Here is a 13,026-nt window from a genome sequence, read left to right on the forward strand (position 1 = left end):
ATGGCTTGGTAAAAATATGAGCACATTTTTGTATGTTTCATGTGTTTGAGAAAACAATAATGAACAAAAACCATGACTCGTAGTGACTATTTTCACGAAAATAAAAAAGTCGGCATTTTTAACTGGAAAAAGTGCCGATTTTTTTGTTACAGTATATTTAGTAGCAGGAAGAACATTTGGTGATCAGAGTAAGCCTTGCGAATCGAAACAGGCAGGCGTATCATATAGCAATTTTAGTGCGTCTGTTTCATTTGTATTGTAGATGGAAATAATATGGATAGGAGGATGTAATAATGTTTGAGAATGAAAAAGTAAACCATGTGAAGTTTGGTGAAGGCAGTGTGATGGAATGTGATGGAAGCCATATAAGAATTGTATTTTCTTATAATAATGTAGAAAAGACATTTGCCTATCCGGGAGCATTTGACAAGTTTGTCACCTTCCAGAGCAAAGAGGCGCAGCAAGTAGCGGAGAGCGAGCTTGAGCAGATAAGGCTGAACCAGAAAAAGCTGGAGGGAATGAAGAAGCTTATAATTCAGGAGAACGAGAGAAGGAAAGAGGAAGCGCTCAAGGCCAAGGCGAAGCGAAAGAGACAGTAATATAAAGTAAGATATAATAGTCCCTGCCAGAGAGAAAAATTTCTCTTTTGGCGGGATTTTTTGCACCTGAGGATAATTTTTAGAACAGTGCTATTTTTACATATACCTTGATTTTGTTGATATTTTTTGCTAAATTAAGTACGTACGTGTATAAATAGGGGCGTTTGCACCCATTTACAGAATAAAATGATCATAACAGTCAGATTTGGCTGTCGGAAAGGACGGAGCACAGAGTGTATAAGATTACTAAGGTTGAACAGTTGACAGAGACCATATACCTCATGGACGTGGTTGCACCACGAGTTGCAAATAAATGTCTTCCGGGACAGTTTGTAATTGTCAGAGGTTCAGAGGATGGAGAGAGAATTCCTCTCACTATCTGCGATTACTCAAGAGAGGACGGAACCATCACTATAGTATTCCAGGTAGTCGGAGCTGCTACAGAGATGATGAAGAATAAGAAGGCAGGAGATTCATTTGCGGATTTCGTTGGACCACTTGGATGTCCATCAGAGTTCTGCAAAGAAGATATAGAAGAGCTCAAGAAAAAGAAGATCCTCTTCGTTGCAGGTGGTGTTGGAACAGCGCCTGTATACCCACAGGTAAAGTGGCTCCACGAGCAGGGCATCGAAGCTGATGTCATCGTCGGAGGAAGAAACAAGTCACTCATCATTCTTGAGGACAAGATGAAGAAGGTAGCCGGCAACCTGTATATCACGACAGATGACGGTTCATATGGAAGCAAGGGTGTCGTTACAAATGAGATCCAGAAGCTTGTAGACGCTGGCAACAAGTATGATGTGTGTGTTGCCATCGGACCTATGATCATGATGAAGTTTGTATGTAAGCTCACAAAGGAGCTTGAGATTCCTACAGTTGTCAGCCTTAACCCTATCATGGTAGACGGAACAGGTATGTGTGGTGCCTGCCGTGTGACAGTAGGCGGAGAGGTTAAGTTCGCGTGTGTAGATGGACCAGAGTTCGATGGTCACAAGGTGAACTTTGAGGAGGCTATGCAGCGTCAGCAGCTCTACAAGACTGCAGAGGGCAGAGCATTCCTTGCAGCAAAAGAGGGCGATACACATCATGGCGGATGTGGAAACTGTGGAGGTGACAAGTAATGGCTATAGAAGTAGATGTTTGGAAGAGAGTGCCGGTTCGCGAGCAGGAGCCACAGGTACGTGCAAAGAATTTTGAAGAGGTTTGTTATGGATATAATGAAGAGGAGGCTATGGCTGAGGCTTCAAGATGTATAGGATGTAAGAACGCCCCATGTATGAATGGCTGTCCTGTATCTATCAATATCCCTGGATTTATAGCTCAGGTCAAGGAGGGCAACTTCGCTGAGGCATTCAAGATCATCAGCGAGTCATCAGCACTTCCTGCTGTATGTGGCCGTGTATGTCCACAGGAGACACAGTGTGAGCAGAAGTGTATCAGAGGAATCAAGGGCGAGGCGATATCCATCGGTAAGCTTGAGAGATTTGTTGCTGACTGGGCCCGTGAGAACGGAATCAAGCCAGAGCCTGCAAAGGAGATGAATGGTCATAAGGTGGCAGTCATCGGATCAGGTCCTTCAGGTGTGACAGCAGCCGGAGATCTTGCAAAGATGGGTTACGACGTAACTATATTCGAGGCACTTCACCAGCCAGGCGGAGTTCTCGTATACGGAATCCCAGAGTTCCGTCTTCCAAAGGAGAAGGTAGTTGCCAAGGAGATCGAGAACATCAAGTCACTTGGAGTCAAGATAGAGACAAATGTAGTAGTAGGAAAGTCAGTTACCATTGACTCACTCCTTGAGGATGAGGGATTTGACGCAGTGTTCATCGGATCAGGTGCAGGACTTCCTAAGTTCATGGGTATCCCAGGCGAGAATGCCAACGGCGTATTCTCAGCAAATGAGTACCTCACAAGAAGCAACCTCATGAAGGCATTTGACGAGAATTCAAATACACCTATCATGAGAGGTAAGAAGGTTGCCGTTGTCGGTGGTGGAAATGTTGCTATGGATGCAGCGAGAACAGCACTCAGACTTGGCGCTGAGACACATATCGTATACAGACGTTCAGAGGAGGAGCTCCCAGCCAGAGTTGAGGAGGTTCACCACGCTAAGGAAGAGGGAATCATATTTGATCTCCTCACAAACCCAACAGAGATCCTTGAGGATGAGAACGGCTGGGTTTGCGGTATGAAGTGTGTGAAGATGGAGCTCGGCGAGCCTGATGCATCCGGCAGAAGAAGACCTGTTGAGATTCCTGATTCAGAGTTCACAATGGACGTTGACACAGTCATCATGTCGCTTGGAACTTCACCAAACCCACTTATCTCATCGACAACAGAGGGACTTGAGACAAATAAGTGGAAGTGTATCATTGCAGAAGAATCAAACGGACAGACGACCAAGGAAGGCGTATATGCCGGTGGTGATGCCGTAACAGGTGCTGCAACAGTTATCCTTGCAATGGAAGCTGGCAGAGCTGGTGCAAAGGGAATTGATGAGTACATCAAGAACAACAAGTAATTAAATAGAATCATAAAAATGAGGCTGATGTGTAAGAGTGAAGACTTCACATCAGCCTTTTTGATAAAATAACTTAGATGACAGATATTCAAAAGGGAGGAAATAAAATGGGGAATATAAAGAAAATGATATCAGTGATACTGGTAGTGGTATGTGTGTTTGCGTTTACAGCGTGTGGTAAGACTGAGACGCTGGATGGAAAATGGGTGCTTGTAAAAAGTGAGACACCAGATGGCAAGACGTATAAGGTCAAGAGTGAGGACACAAAAGAGATCTATGAAATAAGTGGTGATACTGCAACATTTTACTATTCCGGTAAGGCGATGGGGGATAAGACTATCAATCTGCAGGTGGAACAGACGGGGAATAATCAGTACAACTTTAAGATGACGGATACTCTTAGCTTTTCAACGGGCACGATAGATGGAAAATATCTGAAATGCACCATAGGAGATACGACATTTATATATGAGAAGGATTAGAAGGTTGAACATAGAAATAACAGTAAAGACTTGTAGGAAAAAACGTGACGAACAGGGGGAATAGATATGTACGATGAATTTGCAAAATGGTTAGACAGAATTTTAGATGAGAATATGCCGTTACCTGGTGTGGCAATCAATTTCAATATATATGAAGAGGTGGACTTGCACTGGTCGATCCAGTTGATAAGTTCAACTTATTTTGACGAGGAGGATGAGGACTGGAATTGTTACGAGGAGTTCACCACCGGGGAGGACCTGTACGGATGGCAGCAGGATACCGGCTGGGAGGAGATACTTGATATTTCCTGTGAGATGATCAGAAAGTATCTCACAGAGGGAAAATATGCCGATGAGCTGAAGAAGTATGAGGCTGTTGCCGCCGGATTCGTGGACGGCGATGTGGAGATCCTGTACAGAAGATAGAATGTTATGGAAAATAGTATGTAGTAGAAAATTGAAAATCGAGTGAATTGTGGGAAAACGAAAGCGTTATAGGAATAGTGTACGTTGTATGAAAATGTGTGAGTTGTAGAAAAATAGCATGTATTGCAGAAAATTGAGATAGGTGGGTGACAACATGAAAACTTTATATGTATCAGATCTGGACGGTACGCTTCTTCGCAGTAATGAGACCACATCCGAGTATACAAACAGTGTAATCAATAATCTGACAGACAGAGGGATGATATTCTCTTATGCCACGGCGCGCTCACTTATCACAGCGAAGAAGGTGACAAGCGGACTGCGGGCAGAAATTCCACTGATCGTATACAATGGGGCGTTTATAGTAGACAATCTTACCGGTGAAGTTCTTGCTGCAAATTACTTTGATGAATCGGTAGGAGAGGTGCTTGATGATCTATTCGGTAATCAGATATTTCCGATAGTGTATGCGCAGATAGATGGCAAGGAGAAGTTTTCATATGTCTCGGAGCTGTGCACAGATGGTATGAAGAAGTTCCTGCTCAGCAGACAGGGGGATGTCAGGACGAATGTAGTACAGTCTGTGGAGAACTTGAAAGTGGGAGATATTTTCTACATAACCTGCATTGACAGTCCGGAAAAATTAAAGCCGTTGTACGATAAGTATAAGGATAAATTTCACTGTGTATATCAGAAAGACATTTATACGGATGAACAATGGCTGGAGATCATGCCGCTTGCGGCATCCAAGGCCAATGCAATAAAACAGCTGCAGGAACTTCTGGGATGCGACAGGGTGGTTGCCTTTGGAGATGGCAGGAACGATATAGATATGTTTGAACTTGCTGACGAAAGCTACGCAGTGCAAAATGCTGATGAACAGCTTAAAAGGTATGCCACAGCGGTTATTTCATCCAATGATGAGGATGGGGTGGCGCACTGGCTTGAGGATAATTATATCGTAAAATGACGAAAACTTATGGGTAAAAATCCAGGTTGAGTATAACGGTAAATATACATAAAAATCAGGTTGTAATTTGCGCAGAGCAGGGTATATAATGACACTACACATTTATAATCTTAAGTAAATATGCTAATATGATTGTGAAACACAAGTTGCACCACGAGATAAGGTGCTTGAATAGGGAAAAGGACAATTGCGGTTATGTAGGATAATATTGTAATTGCCTTAGAAAGTGAGAAGGAGAAGACATCTTATGGAAAAGAAAGAACTGATATACTACAGACTGGATGAGGTGGATGAGAAGATACTTGCCATGCTTCAGGACAATGCACGTGTATCACTCAAGGATATAGGCGCTGAGGTGTCCATGTCACCTACAGCAGTTGGAACAAGAATAGACAGGATGCTTGCCGAGGGCGTGCTTGAGGGATTTACGACCAAGCTCAACCCGGAGGCTATGGGTCATTATATCAAGGCATTTATCAATCTGGAGGTTTCACCTGAGCAGAAGGCTGAGTTCTATCCATATATAGACAGCGTGTTAAATGTTGTGGAGTGCAACTGTGTGACAGGAGATTACTCAATGCTCATTGAGGTACGTTTCAAGACAACAGCAGATCTCGATCATTTTGTTGGCGAACTTCAGAGATTTGGCAAGACCAAGACTCAGATCGTATTCTCCACAAATGTAAAGCACAGATGCAGATACTGGAAGAATGATCTTCACCACGATGAGGAGAAGAAGTAAAAAGTGAAAACTGTGTCGAAAAGACTTTAGACGTTTAACTCAGCGGGAAATACCCCAAAACAAGAAGAATGTTTATAAATAATAAGCTTAATTGATAAAAACAGGGGAAAATTAAGCAAAAACAAAAAAATACTTAGATTTCACAAGTTTTTTCTTTACAATCTTAATTTCCTATACTATAATAGGGAGCGTGGTCAGAAAATAATTAACAGGTCACGATATATAATCAGTTTAGGAGGATTTTTACTATGTCATATGTTGATGAAGTACTCGAGATAGTACAGAAGAAGAATGCAGATCAGCCTGAGTTCTTACAGGCAGTAACAGAGGTTCTTGATTCACTCAGACCTTGTATCGAGGCAAATGAGGAGCTTTACAGAAAGAATGCTATCCTCGAGAGAATCACAGAGCCAGATAGACAGCTCATGTTCAGAGTACCATGGGTAGATGACAACGGACAGGTACAGGTCAACAGAGGTTTCCGTGTACAGTTCAACAATGCCATTGGACCATACAAGGGAGGTCTCAGACTTCACCCATCAGTAAACCTTGGTATCATTAAGTTCCTTGGTTTCGAGCAGGTTTTCAAGAACTCACTTACAACACTTCCAATCGGTGGCGGTAAGGGTGGTTCAGACTTCGACCCTAAGGGTAAGTCAGACAGAGAGATCATGGCATTCTGCCAGAGCTTCATGACAGAGCTTTGTAAGTATATCGGTGCTGATGTCGATGTTCCAGCTGGAGATATCGGAACAGGCGCTAGAGAGATCGGTTTCATGTTCGGTCAGTTCAAGAGAATCCGTGGATCATACGAGGGAGTTCTCACAGGTAAGGGACTTACATATGGTGGATCACTTGCTCGTACAGAGGCTACTGGTTACGGACTGCTTTACCTTACAAACGCACTGTTAAAGGATCATGACATTGATATCGCAGGCAAGACTTGTGCAGTATCAGGTGCTGGTAATGTTGCAATCTACGCAATCCAGAAGGCACATCAGTTAGGTGCTAAGTGTGTTACATGTTCAGATTCTACAGGTTGGATCTACGATCCAGAAGGAATCGATGTTGCACTTCTTAAGGAAGTTAAGGAAGTTAAGAGAGCACGTCTTGATGCTTATGCTGCTGCTAGACCATCAGCTGAGTACCATGTAAAGAAGGATGCAAATGATCACGGCGTATGGTCAATCAAGTGTGACCTTGCTCTTCCATGTGCTACACAGAACGAGCTTAACCTTGACGATGCTAAGATGCTTGTTGCAAACGGCGTTATCTCAGTAACAGAGGGCGCTAACATGCCTACAACTCTTGAGGCTACTAAGTACCTTCAGGAGAATGGTGTTCTCTTCGTTGGTGGTAAGGCTGCAAATGCAGGTGGTGTTGCTACATCAGCTCTTGAGATGAGCCAGAACAGCGAGAGACTTTCATGGACATTCGAGGAAGTTGATGGCAAGCTCAAGGGAATCATGGAGACAATCTACGCTAACATCTCAGATGCAGCAAAGAGATACGACATGACAGTTGGCGGAAACGCAGACTATGTTGCAGGTGCTAACATCGCCGGCTTCGAGAAGGTTGTTGACGCTATGCTTGCTCAGGGTGTTTGCTAATCATAAGCATTTGACGAGAGCCACATCTTCAAATCAACTAGACATAAGATTATAATATAAGACTATAGACGTCCATCTGTGGAGTGATCCGCAGATGGACGTTTTTGCGTTGCGGTTGTCTTCGGTGACTCCTGTTGGTGTAATCTCTATGTTGTATATCCAATCACGTTTGTCTACCCTCACTTTGACTTTGCTTCCATCGTGTACGCCGCGCCAAGCAAGATAAGGGCGCCTAACTCTCTGCGGCGGCACAGAAGCGTCAAAGTTCGGTCGCCGGCACTACCGATTGGATATACAACGTAGAGAATACACACCAACAGGAGTCACCGAAGACAATTTTTTATATTTAAAGTTCGTTTAAGTTTTACAGGCTATTATAGCATCATCAAGAGGAGATAAGGTAAAGAAAGGATGATGCTTATGGCAGACAACACGTTTAAAAGATATGAACTTAAGTACATGTTAGATAGAGAACAGTACGAGCAGATAATGAGCGAAATGATAAGGTATATGCAGCCGGACAGGTTTGCACATAGCCAGATCATTAACATATATTTTGACACTCCTTCCCACAGGCTCATCAGAGACTCCATAGAAAAGCCGGTTTACAAAGAGAAGCTCAGGCTCAGAAGCTATGGAGTCCCGGATGACGATTCAGAGGTTTTTATCGAGCTCAAGAAGAAATACAAATCTGTTGTGTACAAAAGGAGGCTGGAGGTGCCTGAACAGGAGGCCATGGATTATCTGGTGGGCGGTCAGCCGCTGCACGAGGATTGTCAGATAGGAAGGGAGATAGATTACTTCATGCAGGTGTACAGGGATCTGGAGCCTGCGGTGGTTCTCTCGTATGAGAGAGATTCCTACAAAGGAATAGATGATCCGGAGCTCAGGATCACGTTTGATTACAATATACTGTGGCAGAATGACGATCTGACACTTCAGAAAGAACCATATGGGCACAAGGTCATACCAGAATATAAGGTGTTGATGGAGATCAAGATGGCAGGTGGGTTCCCGCTGTGGCTGTCACATCTGCTGACAAAGTATGGAGCATACAAGACGTCATTTTCAAAGTATGGAGAGGCGTATAAACAGATGGTAGGCTGACATAAGTGGATCATATATATTTAAAGCCAGAAACTAAAAAAGACGAATTATTTAAATGATAAAGTGGCAAACATAGACAGGAGGAGATAGAAGATGACAGGATTATTTGACAGTATATTTGGAACGGCGACAACGATAACGGTGCAGGAGTTTCTGATCTGCATAGCGGTATCTCTTGTGATAGGCGTATTCCTTGCAGGGGTGTACGCGTTTAGGAGTAAATATACACAGAGCTTTTTGGTGACATTGGCACTTATACCTGCGGTTGTGTGCGTGGTGATCATGATGGTAAATGGCAATGTTGGCGCGGGTGTTGCTGTGGCAGGTGCATTCAGCCTTGTAAGGTTCAGATCGGTTCCAGGTTCGGCAAAGGAGATATGCGCCATATTCCTTGCGATGGGAGCAGGACTTGTGACCGGAATGGGATTTATAGGATATGCAGTATTATTTGCCGCCATACTAGGCGGAGCGATGTTCATTTGCAGCCTTACTGGATTTGGCGGCGGAAGGGATGAAGAGAGAGCCCTGAAGATCACCGTGCCTGAAAATCTCGACTATACAGAGGCATTTGATGAGATACTTGCCGACTGTACAGACAGTTACAGACTGATAAATGTGAAGACGACCAACATGGGAAGCCTGTTCAAGCTTACATATGTGGTGAAGCTTAAGAAGCACACAAATCAGAAGGATATGATAGATAAGCTCAGAGTGAGAAATGGCAACCTTGAGATCATGCTGGCACAGGTGGATTCGGGGGACATGACATTGTAGAAGTCAGTTGATAAGGCAGATACTTAGTAAGGAGATGATCGTATGAGGAAGAATAAATATATGAGACATAGAGCGGAAATCCGCAAATGTCTGGCTATAGGGTTGACAGCGGCCATGTGCATGGCAATGCTTGTCGGATGTTCAACCAGCCAGAGCACAAGCTCGACTTCTGATACTGAGGTGACAAGTGATGTGAGCACAGAGACGGACGCTGATAAAGAAAGCCCAAATGGCAGTGCGGATGCAGAGAATACCAGTGTAAAGACAGAGATGACTGTGGAGGAAATGCAGGCGGCTATAGATGAAGCCATGAGCGATGCGGCTATAGATATAACAGATATGTTCACGAAGTGGGATCTGGCGGGAAACTATGATGAGAGCGATGCTGTAAAGATAACATTATCGGGAAAGACAGCCGCATGTAATAGTTCAAATGTTCAGATCGAGGATGGAGTGGTGACGATCAAAGCGGCCGGTGTATACGTTCTGTCAGGGACATTCACAGACGGCACCATCGTGGTGGATGCGGGCGATGACGATAAGGTTCAACTTGTACTTGACGGAGTATCGATCACGGCTGCGGACTATGCGGCTATATATGCAAAGAACGCTGACAAGGTATTTGTTACGTTGGCGGAAGGGGCAGGGAACAGTCTTACGGTATCCGGAGACTACGTCCAGACGGATGACAATAATGTGGACGCTGTGATATTTGCCAAATGTGATCTCACACTTAATGGCACTGGAAGCCTGACGGTCAAGGATAACACGGGACATGGAATCGTGTCCAAGGATGACCTGGTGGTTACAGGCGGCACTTATACCATATACAGTCAGGATCACTGCCTGAACGGCAAGGATAGCGTGAGAATTGCGGATGGAACATTTAACCTGAGTTGTGATGAGGATGGTATACATGCGGGAAATGACGACCAGCAGGATGGATATGTATATATAGAAGGCGGAGATATCAACATATCGGTTGGCGATGACGCGATCCATGCGGAGGGACTTCTGATAATAACTGGTGGAGATATAGATGTATCTAAGAGTTGTGAGGGGGTAGAGGGGGATAAGATCCTTGTGACTGGCGGTGATATAGATGTGATATCCAGTGATGACGGCTTCAATGCAGCTGGAGGCAGCTCAGGCTCGGGAGACAACCATGATGGTTTTGGAGGCGACCCAGGTATGGGCGGAGTGGACATGGATGCCGACAGTGATGCATATATTCTTATAACAGGAGGAACGATAAACATAAATGCTGATGGTGATGGAATAGACTCCAACGGCTGCATTGGAATTACAGGAGGCAGCGTGTATGTACTCGGTCCTTCTGACAATGGCAATGGCGCGATGGACTACGGAATCTGTGCTGCGATAACAGGCGGCGAGATCGTGGCTGTAGGTGGTTTCGGTATGGCACAGGGATTTGGAGATGAGTCCACACAGTGCTCGGCTCTGGTCAACTTTGACGAGTGGATAGACGCCGGAGAGACGATCACACTCACCGATTCCGATGGCAAAGAAGTGCTCAGCTATAGGGTGGATAAGAAATTTAACTCGGTTGTTATCAGCACATCAGACATGAAACAGGGTGAGACCTACACTTTGACTGTCGGTGACCAGAGCAGTACATTTACACTGGATGATATTACATACAGCGAGGGCTCAGGCGGAATGCAGAGACCGGGCGGCAATTTAGATAATGGCGGAATGCAGAGACCGGGCGGCAACTCAGATGATGGAAATATGCAGAGACCAGGTGGTAATTCAGACGATGGAAATATGCAGAGACCAGGCGGCAACTCAGATGATGGAAATATGCAGAGACCAGGTGGCAATTCAGATGGTGGAAATATGCAGAGACTGGATGGTGATTCAGATAATGGGCAGAATGACAGCACAAATAGCAGTTTACAGAACAAAGACAATAGTTCGAGCTCAGACAGCATGAGTATATAGAAGATAATTCCAGACGTTTTAACAGCCGAAAACAGTTGATTAATTTGCAAAAATGCTTAATATTATAAAGACATGAGATTTTTGTAGTTAATACACAGTTGGGAGAAAGATCAGATATTCAATATGACTGGAAGGAGAAAACATATGAAGTTATATGTTGCAAGACACGGAGAGACGGAATGGAACAGACTTAATAAGGTCTGTGGCAGGACAGATTCCCCTCTTACAGATAAAGGACTTCAGCAGGCACAGCTTCTTGCAGAGAGATTGGATAGCTGCTCTATTGACGTGATAATAGCATCGCCGCTCTCCAGGGCACAGGAGACAGCACGAGCGGTGGCGGAGAGAAAGCATTTGCCGGTACTTACGGATGAAAGGCTTATAGAACAGGATTACGGTGTGTATGAGGGTGTCCAGAGGGACGACAGGGATTTCCTGAACAATAAAAGAATGTTCGCATACAGATATCCTGGTGGAGAATCCATGATGGATATTGCCAGGAGAACGTACGATCTTATAATTGAAACCCGCGAGACCTATCCGGATTCGTCGGTACTGTTTGTCTGCCATAACGGAATATGCAGGGTGATATGCAGCTATTTCATGGATATGACCAACGAGGAGTATTTTGGATTCAGTCAGGACAATTGTGGGTACAATATCTACGAGTGCTGATCTGAGAAGGAGTGTTTTATAATATGAAGGAATTGCTTATAGATTCATTTAAGGATGCACTGTTTGATACGGTGAAGCTCATCCCGTTTCTGCTCATCACCTATGTGGTCATGGAGTGGCTTGAGAGAAAAACTGCAGGCCGACAGGCACATGTGCTTGGAAAGGCAGAGAAGCTTGGGCCATTGATTGGCGGAGTGCTGGGAATAGTGCCACAGTGCGGATTTTCACTTATGGCATCCAACCTGTACAGCGGAGGCGTGATAGGGGCGGGCGTGCTCATAGCCGTGTTCATGTCAACCTCGGACGAGATGCTGCCGATCATGCTGTCAAATGACGCGATAAGCGCGGGGACAATAGTGAAGATCCTTGCGACAAAGGCGGTCATAGCCGTAATAACAGGCTATATAGTAGGATTTGTGCTGGACAGACTGAGAAAGCCGGTCCAGGTAAAGAAGATAGATCCAGTCCACAGACATGGCGGACATGATGAACACGAACACCATGGCGGACATGTGCACAGTGACACTGCAAAAGCGGCAGAAAGCTCCATACATACACAGAATATAGTGTATAAGGATGCTGCTGAGAAGAAAGGAAAGGGACATGTGCATGACTATGTCCATGAGCACAGTCACGACCACGGACATTTGGGAGAGAAGAATATCCATGAGGTGTGCGAACAGGAACACTGCGACTGCGAGGGTGGAATATTCAGATCTGCTCTGGTGCACACTGCAAAGATTGCGATATTTATATTTATATTCTCACTTGTGATAAATGTGATCATAGAGGCTGTAGGAGAGAAATCCATAGCCCGCATATTCAATGATGTGCCTGTGCTTGGAGAGGCGGCAGCAGCGTTGGTGGGGCTTATTCCTAACTGTGCGGCATCAGTCATAATAACCGAGCTGTATCTTCAGGGAATACTCAGCGCGGGTGCTATGATGTCAGGACTTCTGGTGAGTGCAGGAGTAGGCCTTGTGGTGCTCTTTAGGATGAACAGGCATAGACCTGTGGAGAATATAAGGATAGCAGTGGTGCTGTATGCTGCAGGCCTTGCGTGGGGACTCATAATAAATGCTCTTGGAATCACATTTTAGCAGAGTGTAGAGAAAATAAATGTAAGCGATGCGCAGTGACCGCATTGCAATAAAG

Annotated in this window: 13 protein-coding genes; all 13 read left to right on the forward strand. The window is 44.7% G+C overall.

Annotation, left to right across the window (positions count from 1 at the left end; translation table 11 throughout):
* The first annotated feature begins 293 nt into the window (after positions 1-293).
* The 13 genes from ABUA34_RS00050 to ABUA34_RS00110 all read left to right on the forward strand — a co-directional run bounded on the left by ABUA34_RS00050 (position 294) and on the right by ABUA34_RS00110 (position 12,971).
* Positions 294-599: a hypothetical protein gene (locus ABUA34_RS00050; protein WP_055224589.1), complete on the forward strand. Its 306-nt coding sequence runs from the start codon at positions 294-296 to the stop codon at positions 597-599.
* A gap of 233 nt (positions 600-832) precedes the next feature.
* Complete coding sequence (locus ABUA34_RS00055; protein ID WP_022058413.1) at positions 833-1,720, forward strand: sulfide/dihydroorotate dehydrogenase-like FAD/NAD-binding protein; 888 nt, start codon at positions 833-835, stop codon at positions 1,718-1,720.
* On the forward strand, positions 1,720-3,120 hold the full coding sequence (gltA, locus tag ABUA34_RS00060) for an NADPH-dependent glutamate synthase (RefSeq protein WP_119202885.1): 1,401 nt from the start codon (positions 1,720-1,722) through the stop codon (positions 3,118-3,120). Before ABUA34_RS00055 ends, gltA begins: the two co-directional genes overlap by 1 nt.
* 107 nt (positions 3,121-3,227) lie before the next feature.
* A complete protein-coding gene (locus tag ABUA34_RS00065) occupies positions 3,228-3,602 on the forward strand; it encodes a hypothetical protein (RefSeq protein ID WP_349822636.1) in 375 nt (124 codons plus the stop codon).
* A 66-nt stretch (positions 3,603-3,668) separates the two neighbouring features.
* Complete coding sequence (locus ABUA34_RS00070) at positions 3,669-4,028, forward strand: hypothetical protein (protein ID WP_349822637.1); 360 nt, start codon at positions 3,669-3,671, stop codon at positions 4,026-4,028.
* A gap of 154 nt (positions 4,029-4,182) precedes the next feature.
* Positions 4,183-4,998: an HAD family hydrolase gene (locus tag ABUA34_RS00075; protein ID WP_349822638.1), complete on the forward strand. Its 816-nt coding sequence runs from the start codon at positions 4,183-4,185 to the stop codon at positions 4,996-4,998.
* 247 nt (positions 4,999-5,245) lie between these two features.
* Positions 5,246-5,740, forward strand: coding sequence for an Lrp/AsnC family transcriptional regulator (locus ABUA34_RS00080; RefSeq protein WP_015534003.1), 495 nt, complete (start codon positions 5,246-5,248; stop codon positions 5,738-5,740).
* Positions 5,741-5,988: 248 nt separating this feature from the next.
* Positions 5,989-7,350, forward strand: coding sequence for an NADP-specific glutamate dehydrogenase (gene gdhA, locus ABUA34_RS00085; protein ID WP_022216903.1), 1,362 nt, complete (start codon positions 5,989-5,991; stop codon positions 7,348-7,350).
* A 420-nt stretch (positions 7,351-7,770) separates the two neighbouring features.
* On the forward strand, positions 7,771-8,457 hold the full coding sequence (locus tag ABUA34_RS00090) for a polyphosphate polymerase domain-containing protein (RefSeq protein ID WP_349822639.1): 687 nt from the start codon (positions 7,771-7,773) through the stop codon (positions 8,455-8,457).
* 93 nt (positions 8,458-8,550) lie between these two features.
* Entirely contained in the window at positions 8,551-9,231 is a 681-nt protein-coding gene (locus tag ABUA34_RS00095) for a DUF4956 domain-containing protein (RefSeq protein WP_055224592.1), read from the forward strand.
* Between the two features lie 42 nt (positions 9,232-9,273).
* Positions 9,274-11,196: a carbohydrate-binding domain-containing protein gene (locus ABUA34_RS00100; RefSeq protein WP_349822640.1), complete on the forward strand. Its 1,923-nt coding sequence runs from the start codon at positions 9,274-9,276 to the stop codon at positions 11,194-11,196.
* Between the two features lie 144 nt (positions 11,197-11,340).
* A complete protein-coding gene (locus ABUA34_RS00105) occupies positions 11,341-11,871 on the forward strand; it encodes a histidine phosphatase family protein (protein WP_022216900.1) in 531 nt (176 codons plus the stop codon).
* Positions 11,872-11,894: 23 nt separating this feature from the next.
* Positions 11,895-12,971 (forward strand): putative manganese transporter, encoded by a 1,077-nt coding sequence (locus tag ABUA34_RS00110; RefSeq protein ID WP_055147183.1) that lies wholly within the window; start codon positions 11,895-11,897, stop codon positions 12,969-12,971.
* Positions 12,972-13,026 lie beyond the last annotated feature (55 nt).

It is taken from the genome of Coprococcus sp. RTP21428st1_C9_RTP21428_210409 (assembly GCF_040227395.1).
In the GTDB taxonomy this organism is placed as follows: Bacteria; Bacillota; Clostridia; order Lachnospirales; family Lachnospiraceae; genus Coprococcus; species Coprococcus aceti.

Excerpts from the sequence above, each read along its gene's own strand:
- ABUA34_RS00050 (WP_055224589.1), top strand. The coding sequence starts at position 294 with ATGTTTGAGAATGAAAAAGTAAACCATGTGAAGTTTGGTGAAGGCAGT.
- gltA (WP_119202885.1), top strand. The coding sequence starts at position 1,720 with ATGGCTATAGAAGTAGATGTTTGGAAGAGAGTGCCGGTTCGCGAGCAG.
- ABUA34_RS00065 (WP_349822636.1), top strand. The coding sequence starts at position 3,228 with ATGGGGAATATAAAGAAAATGATATCAGTGATACTGGTAGTGGTATGT.
- ABUA34_RS00070 (WP_349822637.1), top strand. The coding sequence starts at position 3,669 with ATGTACGATGAATTTGCAAAATGGTTAGACAGAATTTTAGATGAGAAT.
- ABUA34_RS00075 (WP_349822638.1), top strand. The coding sequence starts at position 4,183 with ATGAAAACTTTATATGTATCAGATCTGGACGGTACGCTTCTTCGCAGT.
- ABUA34_RS00080 (WP_015534003.1), top strand. The coding sequence starts at position 5,246 with ATGGAAAAGAAAGAACTGATATACTACAGACTGGATGAGGTGGATGAG.
- gdhA (WP_022216903.1), top strand. The coding sequence starts at position 5,989 with ATGTCATATGTTGATGAAGTACTCGAGATAGTACAGAAGAAGAATGCA.
- ABUA34_RS00090 (WP_349822639.1), top strand. The coding sequence starts at position 7,771 with ATGGCAGACAACACGTTTAAAAGATATGAACTTAAGTACATGTTAGAT.
- ABUA34_RS00095 (WP_055224592.1), top strand. The coding sequence starts at position 8,551 with ATGACAGGATTATTTGACAGTATATTTGGAACGGCGACAACGATAACG.
- ABUA34_RS00100 (WP_349822640.1), top strand. The coding sequence starts at position 9,274 with ATGAGGAAGAATAAATATATGAGACATAGAGCGGAAATCCGCAAATGT.
- ABUA34_RS00105 (WP_022216900.1), top strand. The coding sequence starts at position 11,341 with ATGAAGTTATATGTTGCAAGACACGGAGAGACGGAATGGAACAGACTT.
- ABUA34_RS00110 (WP_055147183.1), top strand. The coding sequence starts at position 11,895 with ATGAAGGAATTGCTTATAGATTCATTTAAGGATGCACTGTTTGATACG.